At 46.4% G+C, this 15,684-nt stretch carries 12 protein-coding genes; 5 read left to right on the top strand and 7 right to left on the bottom strand.

Annotation, left to right across the window (positions count from 1 at the left end):
• Positions 1 to 18 precede the first annotated feature (18 nt).
• Genes PK654_RS06715 through PK654_RS06725 form a run of 3 tightly spaced genes read left to right on the top strand, consistent with a single transcriptional unit; the run spans position 19 to position 3,520 of the window.
• Positions 19 to 1,845, top strand: a complete 1,827-nt coding sequence (locus PK654_RS06715) for an extracellular solute-binding protein (protein WP_443088736.1) — start codon at positions 19 to 21, stop codon at positions 1,843 to 1,845.
• A gap of 9 nt (positions 1,846 to 1,854) precedes the next feature.
• Positions 1,855 to 2,688 carry an ABC transporter ATP-binding protein gene (locus tag PK654_RS06720; RefSeq protein ID WP_271698429.1) on the top strand — a complete coding sequence of 278 codons (834 nt, stop codon included), beginning with the start codon at positions 1,855 to 1,857 and terminating at the stop codon, positions 2,686 to 2,688.
• Positions 2,689 to 2,713: 25 nt separating this feature from the next.
• Positions 2,714 to 3,520 carry an ABC transporter ATP-binding protein gene (locus PK654_RS06725; RefSeq protein WP_271698430.1) on the top strand — a complete coding sequence of 269 codons (807 nt, stop codon included), beginning with the start codon at positions 2,714 to 2,716 and terminating at the stop codon, positions 3,518 to 3,520.
• A 70-nt stretch (positions 3,521 to 3,590) separates the two neighbouring features.
• Here the strand turns inward: PK654_RS06725 and PK654_RS06730 are convergent, their stop codons facing one another.
• The 3 genes from PK654_RS06730 to PK654_RS06740 form a co-directional block, all read right to left on the bottom strand.
• Positions 3,591 to 4,136 (bottom strand): hypothetical protein, encoded by a 546-nt coding sequence (locus PK654_RS06730; RefSeq protein WP_271698431.1) that lies wholly within the window; start codon positions 4,134 to 4,136, stop codon positions 3,591 to 3,593.
• A gap of 176 nt (positions 4,137 to 4,312) precedes the next feature.
• Complete coding sequence (locus PK654_RS06735) at positions 4,313 to 4,810, bottom strand: response regulator (RefSeq protein WP_271698432.1); 498 nt, start codon at positions 4,808 to 4,810, stop codon at positions 4,313 to 4,315.
• Positions 4,810 to 6,768: an ATP-binding protein gene (locus PK654_RS06740; protein WP_271698433.1), complete on the bottom strand. Its 1,959-nt coding sequence runs from the start codon at positions 6,766 to 6,768 to the stop codon at positions 4,810 to 4,812. Before PK654_RS06740 ends, PK654_RS06735 begins: the two co-directional genes overlap by 1 nt.
• Before the next feature lie 174 nt (positions 6,769 to 6,942).
• On the opposite strand from PK654_RS06740, the gene PK654_RS06745 reads away from it, so the two are divergent.
• Both PK654_RS06745 and serC read left to right on the top strand, forming a co-directional pair.
• Positions 6,943 to 8,205, top strand: a complete 1,263-nt coding sequence (locus PK654_RS06745) for a DUF945 family protein (protein ID WP_271698435.1) — start codon at positions 6,943 to 6,945, stop codon at positions 8,203 to 8,205.
• Positions 8,206 to 8,338: 133 nt separating this feature from the next.
• A complete protein-coding gene (gene serC, locus PK654_RS06750) occupies positions 8,339 to 9,421 on the top strand; it encodes a 3-phosphoserine/phosphohydroxythreonine transaminase (RefSeq protein WP_271698437.1) in 1,083 nt (360 codons plus the stop codon).
• Between the two features lie 76 nt (positions 9,422 to 9,497).
• Here serC and cydC read toward each other — a convergent pair whose 3' ends face one another.
• The 4 genes from cydC to PK654_RS06770 form a co-directional block, all read right to left on the bottom strand.
• Entirely contained in the window at positions 9,498 to 11,219 is a 1,722-nt protein-coding gene (cydC, locus tag PK654_RS06755) for a heme ABC transporter ATP-binding protein/permease CydC (protein WP_271698439.1), read from the bottom strand.
• Entirely contained in the window at positions 11,212 to 12,993 is a 1,782-nt protein-coding gene (gene cydD, locus PK654_RS06760) for a heme ABC transporter permease/ATP-binding protein CydD (RefSeq protein ID WP_271698440.1), read from the bottom strand. The genes cydC and cydD overlap by 8 nt, the downstream gene beginning before the upstream one ends.
• A gap of 244 nt (positions 12,994 to 13,237) precedes the next feature.
• Positions 13,238 to 14,197 carry a thioredoxin-disulfide reductase gene (gene trxB, locus PK654_RS06765; protein ID WP_271698441.1) on the bottom strand — a complete coding sequence of 320 codons (960 nt, stop codon included), beginning with the start codon at positions 14,195 to 14,197 and terminating at the stop codon, positions 13,238 to 13,240.
• A 147-nt stretch (positions 14,198 to 14,344) separates the two neighbouring features.
• Positions 14,345 to 15,682, bottom strand: a complete 1,338-nt coding sequence (locus tag PK654_RS06770; RefSeq protein WP_443088737.1) for an SLC13 family permease — start codon at positions 15,680 to 15,682, stop codon at positions 14,345 to 14,347.
• Positions 15,683 to 15,684 lie beyond the last annotated feature (2 nt).

The raw sequence follows: 15,684 nt of genomic DNA on the forward strand, positions 1-15,684 counted from the left end.
AAGGAAGAGAATATGAAAATGAATAAAATGATGACCAGTCTGATACTGACCACTTTTCCCCTGTTTTCCTTAGCGGCCAATAAGCTACCGGAGAACCTTGACTGGCAGACAAATCTGGATGAGCCACTTTTTGCCTCGGATCAGGCTCAGTTTGGCGGAACATTCCGTACTTATATCAGTAGTTTTCCGCAAACCTTCCGTATCGTAGGGCCGGATGCCAATGGGTCGTTCCGCACATGGCTGCTCGATGCCCACCCAAGCTTGCTCAGTAAGCACCCTGAAACAGGCAACTGGATTCCGGATCTGGCCACTGACTGGGCGTTTGGCGAAGATAATAAAACCGTTTACTACAAAATTAACCCTAAAGCGAAATGGTCTGACGGTAAGCCTGTTACTGCCGATGACTTTACTTTTGTGCTAACCCTGATGCGCTCCAAAGATATTGTTGCGCCATGGTATAACACCTACTACACCAAGGTGCTCAAGGACATTACTAAGTATGACTCCCATACTATTTCTGTCAGCTTATCTGAGCCGAAAGATAAGAAGGATCTGCTTAGCTCAACTTCCCTTAGTCCGCGGCCTAAGCATTTTTATAAACCGGGCGTAGATAAGAACAGTGACGGTATTGATGACAACTTTGTCCGTAAATACAACTTTAAAGCTGAACCGACAACCTGGGCGTATAAAGTCGATAAAGTGAAGAAAGGGCGTTCTGTTACCATGAAACACGTGGGTAAAGAGTGGTGGGGATACAGCAACCCTTATTATAAAAATCGTTACAACGTTGAGAAGATCCGTGTTCAGGTGATCCGAGATAACGATATTGCCAGAAAATACTTTGAGAAAGGCGATCTGGATGCTTACGCCCTAGTGTTGCCTGAGCTCTGGCATGATAAATCTGATACCAAGCCTTACCAGAATGGCTATATCCATAAGTTCTGGGGCTTTAACCAGACGCCTCAGGGCGCCGGCGGTATGTGGCTGAACACAGCTAAAGATAAGCTGAGTGATATCAATGTCAGAAAAGGCCTTAGCTACGCCACCGATTTTGACGGCATGATAGACAATGTACTCCGCGGAGACTATGTCAGAAAGCCAAACGGAATGGGAGTTGGTCAGGATAGCTTCACTAACACTTCAGTGACAGCCCCTGAGTTTGATCCAAATAAAGCGGCAGAATTTTTTGCCAAAGCCGGATATGACCAGTTTGGCTCAGATGGCATCAGAATGAATGCGCAAGGTGACAGGCTGTCATTTGCTATCACTTACTCAGCCCGCCATCACACACCACGTATTGCTTATCTGAAAGAGCAGGCTAAAAAAGCCGGATTAGAGTTCAGCCTTAATCTGATTGATGGCTCTTCAGCGTTTAAGTATGTCAGCGAGAAGAAACACGATATCTCTTTCCATACCATGGGCGGCGGTGATGTACCTCAATACTGGGAGTATCTGCACTCATCTAATGCCAATAAACCGCAAACCAACAACTTTACCAACTACAGCTCACCGGAAATGGATGAGCTGGTGATGCAGTACCGCACAGAGTTCAGCCGTGATAAAAGAGAGAAGCTGTCCCGCCAGATTCAGCAGATAGTGGCGGATCAGTTTGTCATCATTCCCGGTTATATGGTTCCGTATACCAGAGAAGCTTACTGGCGCTGGATGAAGTTCCCGGCCAAACCAATGACGAAAAAAACCGAAGCCCTGTTCAGTATTGGCGGGCCTTATGACCTTGGTACTTACTGGATAGATGAAGAGCTGAAGAAAGAGACGAAAGCGGCAATCAAGAAAGGAAGCAAGTTTGAGCCGGTAACCACCATTGACGAAACCTATAAGTTCTGAGGCCAGCGAGTGGAGAGCAGAGAGACGATACTAAAGGTTGAAGAGCTGGAAACTGAGTTCTTAACCGATGATGGCAGAGTAAAAGTGCTGCATGGTGTCAGTTTTGATGTCCGTGCCGGTAAAACCCTCGGCTTGGTCGGAGAGTCGGGTTGTGGCAAGAGTGTCACCTCCATGTCGATACTCGGCTTGTTGCCTAAGCCTTACGGTCAGGTCACCAAGGGAAGGATCTACTATAGGGGAACCGATTTGCTGACCATGCCGCCGGAGCAGATGTTTGCTATGCGCGGCAACAAAATCTCGGTTATATTTCAGGACCCTATGACGGCACTTAATCCGGTTCATACCATTAAGAAACAGCTGGAAGAGGTGTTAGTTCTGCATCGCCCTGAGCTGTCTAAGCAGCAAAGAGAAAGCTACGCCCTTGAGATGCTGGAGAAAGTACGTATTCCCCAGCCGGAAAAACGGTTGAACGAGTACCCTCATAACCTTTCCGGAGGCATGCGGCAGAGGGTAATGATCGCCATGGCTCTTGCCTGTAAACCCGATATATTAATCTGTGACGAACCGACCACAGCACTGGATGTGACGGTACAGGCTTCCATTCTGGACTTAATGATTGAACTGCAAAATGAGACCGGAATGGCGATGATATTTATTACTCATGATTTGGGTGTTGTCGCAGAGATTTGTGACGATGTTGCGGTTATGTATCAGGGGAAAATAGTGGAACAGGCGGATGTATTTCAGCTTTTTGATAATCCTCAGCATCCTTATACCCGAAAACTTCTTGGTCTGATGCCGAATCTTGATAATCCTCCTAAGCAGATGATTGATCTTGAATGATACTGCGTTGTAAAGGTGCCTGTAGATGCAAGAAATATTAAGAATTGAGAACATTAAGCAGTACTTTACCTCCGGAGGAGGCGTCTTTCGTAAAGGGTATACGGTGAAGGCGGTAGATGGTGTCTCTCTTCAGGTAGCCCGCGGGGAAACTCTGGGGCTGGTGGGAGAGTCTGGCTGCGGTAAAAGTACACTGGGCAGAACCATTCTTAAGCTCTATGAGCCGACAGAAGGGGAGATCTATTATCAGGGGCAGAGTATTACTCATTTATCTGCCAAGCAGATGCGGCCGCTGAGAAAGGAGATGCAGATTATTTTTCAGGATCCCCTTGAGTCTCTGAATCAAAGGCATACGGTCGGAATGATCATTGAAGAGCCCTTTGTGATACACAAAATCGGTACAGCTGAAGAGCGCAGACAATGGGTAGAAGAGTTACTGGAAAAAGTCGGCTTAGATAAAGGGGCGGTGAACCGCTATCCCCATGAATTTTCCGGAGGCCAGAGACAGAGAATAGGCATTGCCAGAGCCATAGCGCTAAAACCTAAGCTGCTGATATGTGATGAATCTGTGTCTGCGCTGGACGTTTCGGTTCAGGCTCAGATTCTGAATCTGTTACTGAAACTGCAACAGGAGATGGATTTGGCCATGATCTTTATCTCCCATGATCTCTCCGTTGTCCGCCATGTATCAGACCGGGTGGCGGTAATGTATTTTGGTAAGATAGTGGAAGAGGGAAGTGTGCAGGATATTTTTGAGTCGCCGAAGGCCGATTATACGCGTACACTGCTGGCCGCAATTCCGGCTAACCACCCGAAAAACAGGCGAAGAAAATAAAAAAAGCACAGCCTTTAGTAAGCAGTGCTTTTATTGTCGCTCAGAGCTCTGTTATAAGAACCTTGTCTTATCAGAATTTAAAGCGGGTGGTGAACATTAGCTGGTCACCATAGAAATCATTAAACTTACCTTCGATGCCCAGAGAGAACAGCTCAGTAGAGTGGAAACGAGCGAAAGCAGTTGTTACTACGTCGTTGTCATCTTCGATCTCTACATAACCGATACGGCCGCCAACTTCCAGCTGTGGCCCAAGCCACTGACGTACACCCAGGTTCAGTTCCAGACCGATATCGTTGCTGTTAGATTTACCGTCAACAACACGCATCAGCATTTCACCGGTAAGGTCTGCCCAGTTATTGATTGGTGCATGGAAACCCATACCACCACCAAAGTTATAATCACTGTCGAACTTAGAATCCAGACGAACAATGGCGTGAGCATTAGGGTGAATTGATTTACTGTACGCACCACCAAAAGTAACAGGATCCATACCAATACGCGCTTCTGCGTAGTCGTAGCTAAAGTTGCTCATGATTGCAGGACTGCTAGGGTCTGTGACGGCAAACGCCGAGCTGGTTGCAAGTGCTAGGCCAGCAACAAGTAAAATCTTACGCATAATTTAAGTAAACCTATGTTCTATTTGAATCCATGGGGAAAGTAGCTTTTGGCTACTTCTATAGAGTCAGTATCTTAGTCAAATTCCGACTTTAGTCAGCAAATGTTTGTCAATATTGTGCTGACCAATCAAAATAAGCAATAAAAATGCCAGAATAAAGAGTCATTTACTACAATTTATTCGCCAAACTGACTTCTTTTTGACGCTATGGCGTTAAAAATCTTCTCTGTATCCAGAATTCTTCCCCACGGCATCAGGTCAGATTCGTTGTCTATCATATACTGGGTCAGCTGCTGAGTCAGAGTGTCAACCAGCTCTTCCCCTTTCCACGGCTTCGCGATATAGAAATCCAGACTGGCACTGTTTACCGCTTCGATCGTCGCCTCAAGGTCGGCCTGACCGGTAAGAAGAAGCTTTTTCGCCGCTTTGGTTTTATCTTGATTATTTAACTCAATCAAGAAACTGATGCCTGTCTGCTCCGGCATAATATGGTCACAGAGTATCAATGCCAAAGGCACATCGTCTTCAGAATACTCTTCTATGACCTCTCTGGCTTCAGCAACAGATTCGGCATCTTCAATAATAAAGTGATCTTCGAAAGCAGACAGATCCTGTACCACACTATCAAGTACTTCGCGTTCATCATCGACACAGAGAATAAGATACTTTTTCATCACATTTCCTTATCTTTCTTAATCACACTACCGGCTGAATGAAAGGGCAGCCAGACGATCATTTTGGTGTATTCGCCAAGGCGGGAGTCAACTTCAATCCAGCCTTTGTGCTGGGCTAATATCTGCTGGCAGACGGACAAACCGATGCCCAGCCCGAAGTTACCCTCTTTCTTGGTGGTATAGTTCAGCTCAAATATTTTTTCCTTCTGCTCTTCCGGGATACCTGAGCCATTGTCTTCAAAAGTTACTTTTGCGTAATGTGTACCGTCACTAATGGCTTGCTCACTACTGATTTTAAGAATGCCGTCCTGAGGAAAAGCGTCAATGGCGTTTGAGATCAGATTGGTCCAGACCTGCTGCATAGCGTTGGTCAGGCAGAGGATCTGCGGAATAGACTGATACTCTTTGATAACAGTATGTCTCTTCAGTTTGTTTTCGAATATCACCAGAGTATCTTCTATTCCTTCATGAATGTCAGTGACATGCATAATCTCATCGTCCTGACGGGCATAGCCTTTCAGGCTCTTCACCATATCAGCAATGCGTTTGGCACAAACCTGAATGGAGCGAAGCGTTGTCCCGGCAATATGGTATTTCTCCAGCCCGGTTATGGTTCCTTTCAGGTCTTTGGTCTCATTGGCCAGTTGCAGCACTTCGTCCAGATCATTATGCAGATTTAACTGAACAATCTTTTTCGCCAGTTGGCGGTCATCAATCTGAGGTAAAATCTGTTTTGTCTGCTGACGGATTTCTGAAGTAGACATAGGGCGTGAGCCGAGCGACTCATTAAGAATATTTGCCCCGAGTTCCTGATGAGATACGGGCAGTGGCGAGTGTATCAGTTCATCAATTTTAGCTGTCAGGGTGTCGGCACCACGTAGTATGGCGGCTACCGGGTTATTTAGCTCATGAGCAACGCCTGCCACCAACTGGCCCAGTATGGCCATTTTTTCTCTTTCAATCAGTTGTTGATGAGCGGTTTCCAGCGATTCATAGGTGTGCTGAAGTTCCAGCTTGGTATTGATACTACGTTGAAGCCGGCGGTTAAAGTGACGAAGTAACAGGTTGGTGAACAGGGGCAGCAGCTCGCTGTCTGAGTGCATTACCTGAGCGAAAACCTCTTTGTTCAGCTTTATCACTTTGGTGGTTGTCAGAGTAATAGCCGTGGAGAAAGAGAGCTCTCCGGTAACAAATGACATACCACCGACAATATTACCTTTTGAGTGGCGGACAACCTCGCGCTGAACATTCTGCTCATCGTATTTATACAGTGCCACTTCACCTTCAACAATAAACCAGAGAAACTGATTTGGTTCGCCCTCTACAGTGAGCAGGTGGTCGGGAGAATAGGTGCGGCAGGCTCTGGTCTCATCTTTTTCGGAGAAAAACTGCAACAAGGTGCCAATAAACTGATCGGCAAGATAAGAGTCACTCAGCTCATGAAAATTATGAATAAAGCCGGTGCGGAAAGAGTCGAGTTTGTTTTCAATATGGGCACTGAGTATGCGGGATTGATCCAGTACACCACTGTAGTGCAGCCAGTTTTCATCTTTAATACTGAGAATAAAGGTAGTGAGTTCTTTTTTAGCAGTATCAAACAGGGCGTTGTGTTTCAGAGGCTTTGTCAGACAGTGATCCAGACGGCCTTCATTGACTGCGGCAAGAATGCTCTCAATATCTTCTCCGTCACTGACAAGAACTTTACGTGAATTTTTTGTATGGTCAGAGCGCTCCAGATGGATAAGGAAATCTGCGCCATTAAAACTGCGGCTACTGGCTGCAATGGCCATAGCAAGGGTCTGTTTCTGCTCCTGAACATACTCTAAAGTCTGGATAGCTTCATCAGGAGAATCTACACAGTAGATATCAAACAGGGCAGATAACGGGGTAAGCTCTTTTCTTAATAACTCTACTGCTACCGGATCATTGTCCAGATAGAGTAATACGTAGGGATTCACATCAGCCTCGGAACAGTTTTATTTTTCAATGTAGCAATTTTCCTCCGAGGGAGTTGAGAGGTGAGTACTGTTCTTTTGTTTGGATTGAGAGAAAAGCCTGATTTAACTCAAGGTTTTAACTTAATTCCACATAAGCTAGACTAGATAAATAGTCTTAAACAGATAAGAGATTTCATGCAAGATTTAAAAAGAATTGCTGCCATTGGTGGTGCTGTTGTTCTGGTTGCCTGTTGGCCGTTGGCAGTGGGGCAGATTGCCCAGAATGTACTGACTGATGCCGTAAAGAACCTGAACAGTAAAGATTACTCTGCCACTCTGGTCAGTTATGACAGAAGTTATCTTTCTGCCTCTGCTGAAACAGAGTACTCAGTAGTTAACCCCGTTGTCAGAGAGCAGTTAATCTCCGACGGTCTGCCGACTGAGTTCAGAGTAAAGCATGAGATACAGCATGGCTTGATGAGGATTGCAGCGGAATCCCACCTGATTGATATGGACCAGGTACCTCTGACTCTGTCAACCACAACCCAGTTAAATGGCAACACGGACTTTGTACTGGCTCTGGAAAAGCTTAACTATCAGCCGGAAAACTCGCCCGGCTCAGCTTTGTACATAGGTAACTCTATCGTTGAAGGTAGCGCAACGGTATTGGGTGAAGTTGATTTATCTTTCCGTTTCCCTTCGACTCAGTTTAAATTTGCCAATGGCGAAAACTTGTCATTCTCTAACGTTACCGGCCATGCGCGGGGTAAGAAAATCAATCAATTCTGGCATGGTGAACAGAGTTTACAGATAGATACTGTGTCAGTAATGACCAATGACGGTGTTACTCTGGCTGGCGGAAAGTCGATCAACTATCAGTTTAACTCTAAGGCCGATGAGACTGGTGAGCGCATTAATACTCACCATCAATTTACAACGGGAGAGCTGCAAACAGACAGTGGCAAGGTAGACAAGCTGACTCTGGACTTCTCTATTGGCGATCTGCACAGCCAGTCTTTTGAGCAGTTGGTGGCGATTTATCAGGATAACCCTGTGATTACCGAGCAGGTTTTTGCTCAGTCAACGCCATATATTGATAGCCTGTTTGAGCAGGGCTTTTATCTTTCGATGGATAATATGAAGATGGAGCTGGCCGGCGGTTATTTTGATAATCAATGGAAGTTGGTTGTTCCTCAGGGCAGCAGTAACATATCTCAGGATTTCAGCCGTGTCATTTCTATACTGCAGGGGGATGTTGACTCCTTTATCTCCGAAGGGTTGGTTGACTCTTATCCTTTTATCAGACCGGGTATTGATAATATGGTGGCTATGCAATATATGACCAAGGAAGAGTCGGGTTATAAGCTGAATGCAGAGATAGGCAATGGGGAACTGACATTCTCCAGCGGGGAAAAACTACCTTTATTAAGCTTATTACTCTCTTCAATGACACAATAAATGTAAGAAAATAGCCGTTTCATAAAAAAGAGCTCTTCTGAGCTCTTTTTTGTGCTTTTTAATCAGAAGAAAACATGGTATTACTTTGTCCCAGTTCACATTTATTTACCTTTAAGCAGGAGCAATCACCATCATGAGAAGGATTTACAATTTCAGTGCCGGCCCCGCCGCTTTACCTAAAGCTGTTATGGAGAAAGCGCAGTCAGAACTGGTTGACTGGAACGGACTTGGAACGTCAGTGATGGAGATCAGCCATCGAAGCAAAGAGTTTATTCAGGTGGCTGAAACAGCAGAGCAGGATTTCCGTGAATTACTGGCTGTGCCTGATAACTATAAGGTTCTGTTCTGTCAGGGCGGTGCCAGAGCTCAGTTTGCTGCAGTACCGATGAACCTGTTAGGCGGCCAGAGCAAAGCCAGCTATATCGATGGCGGTTACTGGGCGGAAAGTGCCATTAAAGAGGCGGGAAAATACTGCCGGCCGGATGTTTTTAATGCTAAGACAGAGAAAGAAGGCAAAGTTGCCATAACTCCTGCTTCTGAGTGGCAGATTGCTGAAGATGCAGCTTATGTTCATTTCTGCCCTAATGAAACCATTGACGGTATCGAGATTAATGATCTGCCAGAAACGGATAAAATCATTGTTGCCGATATGTCTTCGACCATTCTTTCCCGCCGGATCGATGTTTCAAAATACGGTGTGATTTATGCCGGTGCGCAGAAAAATATCGGCCCAGCCGGTATCTGTATTGTTATTGTGCGGGATGATCTTCTTGAGCTTGCCATGAATGAGCTGCCGAGCGTACTTAACTATAAAGTGCTGGCAGAAAAAGAGTCCATGTATAACACACCGCCAACTTATGCTTGGTACCTGTCTGGTCTGGTGTTTAAATGGCTGAAACAGCAGGGTGGTGTTGAGGCCATTGAGAAGATTAACAAAGAGAAAGCCGCGCTACTTTATGATTATATTGATGCTTCGCCATTTTATAGTAACCAGGTACACAGCGATAACCGTTCATTGATGAATGTACCATTCCAGTTGGCTAAACCTGAACTGGATGGCAAGTTTTTACAACTCGCTGATGAAGCTGGTCTGAAAGCGCTGAAAGGGCACCGTGCTGTCGGTGGCATGAGAGCCTCTATCTATAACGCTATGCCGGTTGAGGGTGTTCAGGCGCTGGTTGATTTTATGAAAGAGTTTGAAGCCGAAAACGCATAAGCGTTGTAAACAACAACTGATATAAAAAGCCCCTGACAGAATGACTGTCAGGGGCTTTTTTCTAACCTTTTATAGGCTACAGCGTCTGATGTAAGGCAAAATATCTGCCTTGCTGTTGCAGAAGCTCATTATGAGTTCCCTGCTCGACAATAGTACCGTTTTCAATCAGACAGATGCTATCCATCTGTTCCAGACTGACCAGACGGTGGGTGATAAACAGTACAGTTTTATCGGTGAAATGCTGGTCAAACAGCGCCATTATCTGCTGCTCTGTCTTCTTATCCAGACCTTCCGTAGGTTCATCCAGTAGGATAATCGGTGCATTGTGCAGAATAGCCCGTGCAATACCAGTTCTGCGTTTTTCGCCACCGGATAGCTGACGCCCGCCATCGCCTAACCAGCTATCCAGCCCTTTATCTTCAATAAGAGCTTCTAAACCAACTTTGTTCAGCACAGCAATTAATTCGCTGTCATCGGCATCAGGACGGGCCATAATCAGGTTATCGCGCAGGGAGCCGTTAAGAACATCCACTCGCTGGCTTACTACAGAAATTGAATTACGCAGCACAGCTTCGCTGATCTGTTTTATTTCTGTTCCGGCGATGGAGATGCTGCCATTGTTTACATCCCAGTAACGGCATAACAGCTGTAGCAGGGTAGATTTGCCTGAGCCAGTCTGACCAAGAATGGCCACGCGGTTTTTCGCCGGTATAGACAGGCTTAGATCCTGAATAGCTGACTGATCGGCATCCGGGTAGCTAAACGAGATATTGTCAAAACAGATATCGTATTGCTCAGATTCTAACGGACCATGTTCAGCAAAGGTCACCTCTGGTTCTGCTGTGATAATTTCATTTAAGCGACGGGCAGAAGTTAGTGTCTGTCCTAAGTACTGGAATGCTCCGGCGATTGGCATTAGCAGTTCAAAACTGGCCATAGTTGCAAAGGCAAACATAGCTACCATAGGATCAGGAGCTGCTCCGCCAACACCGTCTGCTGCCATCCAGAGAATCAGGGTTAAGGCAAAACCGTTCGCCAGCATAAGCAGGGCATTTGCCAGTCCGGTGAGTTTGGCATTCACATACTGGTTGTTAAACAGTTTCTGTTCCGAGTGCAGAATGGCATCCCGGTAGCGCTCCTCAGCAGCAAACAGAACCAATTCACTGTGACCTTGTAACCAGTCCAGAGAAGTAACACGCAGTGCCGACTTGTTCTCGGTTAGTTCCGCACCGTTTTTCTTACCTAACTTATAGAAAATAACAGGCCAGGTAAGCAGCAGTGAGAAAAGAAATGCACCAAGGGTCAGACCAAGAGTCATATCAAACCAGCACAGCAGCAGTGTAAGGGAGATAATGCCTAGTACACCGACAATAATTGGGCTGATTAACCTCAGGTAGACGTGATCCATAGCATCTACGTCAGCCACCAGACGGTTAAGCAGATCACCATCCCTGACATTAGCTACCCGCCCCGGAATCAACGGGGTCAACTTTTTAAAGAAAAATACCCTTAGTTCCGTCAGTAGCTTAAACGTTGCGTCATGGCTGACAACTCTTTCCCCCCAGCGTCCTGCGGTACGGGCAATGGCAAGCCCTCTGACACCACCACCGGGTAACATATAGTTGAAGGTTTGTCTGGCTATGGTAAGGCCGGCAACAGCGGCGGCAGAGATAAACCAGCCCGACAGAGTAAGCAAACCTATTGAGGCGCATAAAGTCAGAAACGCCAGAATCATCCCTAAAGAGAGGCCGAACCAGTGCTTTTTATACAGTTTCAGAAACGGCAGTAAATCACGCATCGAGATCTCCTTGTTTCAACTGGGCACGGTTGTTATTGAGCATTTCAGCGAATAGCCCGTCTGATCCAGCCAGTGAAGCGTAGCTGCCAGATTCAATAATTTTCCCTTGTTGCATCACCAGTATGTTTTCCACACTCTGTAATTGTGACAGTTGATGAGTAATCATAAGTGCCGTACGGCCTTCAATTTTGTTCGAAATACCCTGCATAACTAGCTTTTCGCTGCGGGCATCCAGACTGGCGGTAGGCTCGTCCAGCAACCAGAAATTGCCTTTCTGCAACATAGCCCGTGCCAGAGCAAGGCGCTGTGCCTGACCGACAGAGAGACCGCCGGAACGATCGCTTATCTGATAATCAAGGCCATGTTTGTTTACAAACTCGGCAGAGAAGGACTCTTCAAGTACCTGACGGATTTCAGCTTCGGTCACTTCATCTCTACCCAGCGTAATGTTTTCTTTAACGGAGCCGTGCAGAAGCAGAGGATTTTGTCCTACCCAGCTAATCTGTTCCCGCCACTGAGCTTTATCACTCTGGCTCAGTTCAACACCGTTTACTTTCAGGCTGCCCTCATAAGGCAGAAAACCGAGAATAGCGTTGATAAGGCTGGTTTTACCGGCGCCGCTAGGCCCCACCAGAGCCGTCGTCTGGTTTGAATCGATAGTGAATGAAACCGGGCCAAGCAGTGGTTTACTCTGCGGACTTTTCACAATCAGATCACTGGCACTGATGGCGATGTTTTCAACGCAAGGGATAGCGGTATCCCCCTGTTTCTGTAGTTCGATATCGGTTTCCAGAAACTCGACAATACTTTCTGCGGCACCAACCGCCTGTGCCTTGGCATGGTAAAAAGTACCAAGGTCCCGTAGCGGCTGATAAAACTCTGGTGCCAGAATCAGGATAAACAGGCCGGTAAACAAGGTAATACCTGCACCGTAATAGCCAAAGTCCAGCTCACCTATAAAGCTGAAACCAAAGTAAACAGCAGTAATCGCGATAGAGATAGAGGTGAAAAATTCCAGAACGGCTGACGATAAAAAGGCGACTTTCAGCACGTCCATGGTACGGCTTCTGAATACTTCAGAGGCACCACGCAAAGTTTCTGTTTCCACTTCTGAACGGTTGAACAGCCTGATAGTGGTCATAGATTGCAGGCGGTCATAAAAATGTCCTGACAACCTCTGCAGAGCTTTAAAGTTTTTCCGGTTAGCATCGGAAGCCTTTTTGCCGACCAGTGCCATAAAGATAGGCACCAATGGTGCGGTGATCAGAAAAATCAGGCCGGCTGCCCAGTTGGTTGGAAACACCACGACCAGAATGATTAACGGGGTGAGTACTGACAGGGACATCTGCGGAAGATAGCGGGCAAAGAAATCCTGCATATCTTCTACTTGTTCCAGTAACAGGGTTGCCCATGTTCCGGCTGGCTTACCCTTGATATAGGCTGGGCCGACTTCCCTTAACCTTTGCAGAATAAGATGGCGGATATAACCGCGTATCTGTTCACCGGCGCGGAAACCGGCTATCTCTCTTCCCCATGTACAGGCAGATCGGGCGGCTATGGTGGCAAACAGGCCGACAAAGTGAGGAATTAGCTGATGTTTGTCGGTGTTTTCAATAATAAGCTGGTGAAGTATGGAAGCAAGAAGGCCTGCCTGTGCCAGCAGAAGTAGACTGGATATAACACCAAGAGAGATGGTAAGCATTAACCAACGCTTAGCCTGTTTCCCTTGTTGTTTCAGCCACTTATTTAAGTTTCGCTGTTTAGATTTGTCCATTACTTTGAAGGTGTTCTTTTAATAATTGTTATCAGGAGTTGTACTTGCAGGTTATCGCCGCTGTTCAGGAACGAATAACTGTGCCGGTAAAACCAATGGGTTTAATACCTGAGTCTCCGGCAATACAAGCTACTTTGTGGATGGCAGTATTGGCTGGAAAACCCGGAGCCTGAGTATACAAAAAGAAAACCAGCGGGAATACCACTGGTTTATAGGGTTTTGATATCAGGCCACTATTTGCTGATTATTTGGCAGCCAATGCATCCAGATAGCGTTCGGCATCCAGCGCTGCCATACAACCTGTACCTGCTGATGTGATTGCTTGTCGGTAGTTATGATCCATTACATCACCGGCGGCAAAAACGCCTTCAATGCTGGTTTGGGTAGCATTACCGTCAAGGCCGGACTTAACAATGATGTAGTCATTGTTCATCTCAAGCTGGCCTTTGAAGATAGCGGTATTTGGCTGGTGGCCGATAGCGATAAAGGCCCCCATTACTTCCAGGTCACTGATATCACCAGATACGGTGTTCTTCAGTTTCAGACCGGTAACACCCATATCGTCTCCGGTCACTTCTTCCAGAGTCTGGTTCAGGTGCAGAGTGATATTGCCGTTCTCTACCTTATCCATCAGACGTTTCATCAGAATTTTCTCTGCACGAAAGCCTTCGCGTCTGTGGATCAGGTGAACTTCGGAGGCGATATTGGACAGATAAAGCGCTTCTTCAACGGCAGTATTACCACCACCGACAACCGCGACTTTTTGGTTGCGATAGAAAAAACCGTCACAGGTAGCACAAGCAGATACGCCGCGGCCTTTAAATGCTTCTTCCGATTCCAGACCCAGATATTTAGCTGATGCACCGGTAGAGATAATCAGGGCATCGCAAGTGTATTCGCCACTGTCACCTTTAAGCTGGAACGGACGGCGGTTCAGGTTGACTTCTGAAATCTGGTCAAAAATAATTTCTGTTTCAAACTTTTCTGCGTGAGCCTGCATGCGCTCCATCAGCGCAGGACCGGTCAGGTCTTCTGCGTCGCCCGGCCAGTTCTCAACCTCAGTGGTTGTTGTTAACTGTCCGCCCTGCTGCATACCAGTGATCAGAACCGGATTAAGGTTTGCACGCGCAGCATAGACTGCAGCGGTATAACCGGCAGGACCTGACCCCAAAATTAGCAGGTTGCAATGTTTAACTTCACTCATTGAGCTGACTCCGAATTATATTAATTTTTGTCGATTGTAAGTAAAAACCGCATCAGGTTAAAGAGTAAATGCTGAAGCCGGAAAATAGTGATTGCCGTTCTGCCGGAATTATAGGCAGAACGGCAATCTGGTTATTTTACCTGTTGCTTATGACCAGAAGAAATGCGCTATCACTGTCAGGGTACAGATGCAGACAAGGTTAAGCACGATTCCCACCCGCATCATATCTCTCTGTTCTATATGACCTGAGGCAAATACTAAAGCATTTGGCGGTGTTGCCACTGGCAGCATAAAGGCGCATGAAGCTGATACGGCAATAATTACAGACAGTATTACCGGAGAGACGCCGAGTACTTCTGCAATGCTGGCAAATATTGGGATGAGCAGTGCCGCACTGGCGGTATTACTGGCGAACTCAGTAAGAAATACCACAAACCCAATAATAGCAAGCAGGGTAATAAACATACCCATCTGGCTAAGAACTTCGCTTAGCTGTTGGGCAAGAAAAACACTGGTGCCGGTTGCCTTCAATACATTACTCAGGCAGATACCACCGCCAAATAAGAGTAACACACCCCAGTCGACGGTCTTTTCAATATCCTTCCACTCAACTACCCGGGCAGAACCCAGCATCAGTATCGCGCCTATTGCAACTAGAGTATCGAACTTAGAGAAGCCGCCAAGCATAGCGTTAATGGGTTTGCTGAATATCCAGAAGCTGACGGTGATAAGGAAGATCATTAAGGTGAGCTTGCGGTTAGTGGTCCACTCCAGCGTAGTATGATGAATTTCGAAGGTGTGCTTCAGATTCGGCTTAGTGATCAGATAAAGCACAATGACCGCAATGGGTAGCAGAGTCAGTGAGACAGGCAGCCCCATTGCCACCCAGTCGGTAAAGCTCAGGCCGAGTTCGGCTGCTGCAATCGCGTTAGGCGGGCTGCCTACCAGAGTAGCGATTCCGCCGATTGAGGCGCAATACGCTATGCCTAACAGAACAAAAATATAAGTACTTTTATGTTTCTGTTTATCAACATTACTCATAACGCCAAGCACCAATGGCAGCATCATAGCAATGGTAGCTGTGTTAGAGATCCACATTGAAAGCCCTGCACTGACGGAAAACAGCATAAGTACTGCCAGCGACATTTTGCCCTTGGCGGCAATTAAAACCTTATCGGCAATGGCTTTATCAATTTCTTGTTTATGCAGGGCAGCCGCAAGGGCAAAACCACCAAGGAAAATAAAGATAATGGAATTTGCAAAGTGGCTTAACGCCTTTGAGGTATCAAAAATGCCAAAAACAACGGCAAGCATGGGCACCAGAAGGGCAGTGATGCTGACGTGCAACGCTTCTGTCAGCCATAATATGGCGATAAAGATTAGGATGCTAAGTCCGTAAACAATGTCCTTCTCAAAAGGAAGTGTAAACAGCAGAGTCAAAAACAGGGCGATATCCAGAATGATAATGGTCGCTTTTTTGATCATAT

Source organism: Vibrio sp. SCSIO 43137 (genome assembly GCF_028201475.1).
Taxonomy (GTDB): Bacteria; Pseudomonadota; Gammaproteobacteria; order Enterobacterales; family Vibrionaceae; genus Vibrio.

Bases quoted from the DNA above. Each gene is read 5' to 3' on its own strand.
- PK654_RS06715 (WP_443088736.1), top strand. From the start codon at position 19: ATGAATAAAATGATGACCAGTCTGATACTGACCACTTTTCCCCTGTTT.
- PK654_RS06725 (WP_271698430.1), top strand. From the start codon at position 2,714: ATGCAAGAAATATTAAGAATTGAGAACATTAAGCAGTACTTTACCTCC.
- PK654_RS06730 (WP_271698431.1), bottom strand. From the start codon at position 4,136: ATGCGTAAGATTTTACTTGTTGCTGGCCTAGCACTTGCAACCAGCTCG.
- PK654_RS06735 (WP_271698432.1), bottom strand. From the start codon at position 4,810: ATGAAAAAGTATCTTATTCTCTGTGTCGATGATGAACGCGAAGTACTT.
- PK654_RS06745 (WP_271698435.1), top strand. From the start codon at position 6,943: ATGCAAGATTTAAAAAGAATTGCTGCCATTGGTGGTGCTGTTGTTCTG.
- serC (WP_271698437.1), top strand. From the start codon at position 8,339: ATGAGAAGGATTTACAATTTCAGTGCCGGCCCCGCCGCTTTACCTAAA.
- cydC (WP_271698439.1), bottom strand. From the start codon at position 11,219: ATGCGTGATTTACTGCCGTTTCTGAAACTGTATAAAAAGCACTGGTTC.
- cydD (WP_271698440.1), bottom strand. From the start codon at position 12,993: ATGGACAAATCTAAACAGCGAAACTTAAATAAGTGGCTGAAACAACAA.
- trxB (WP_271698441.1), bottom strand. From the start codon at position 14,197: ATGAGTGAAGTTAAACATTGCAACCTGCTAATTTTGGGGTCAGGTCCT.
- PK654_RS06770 (WP_443088737.1), bottom strand. From the start codon at position 15,682: ATGATCAAAAAAGCGACCATTATCATTCTGGATATCGCCCTGTTTTTG.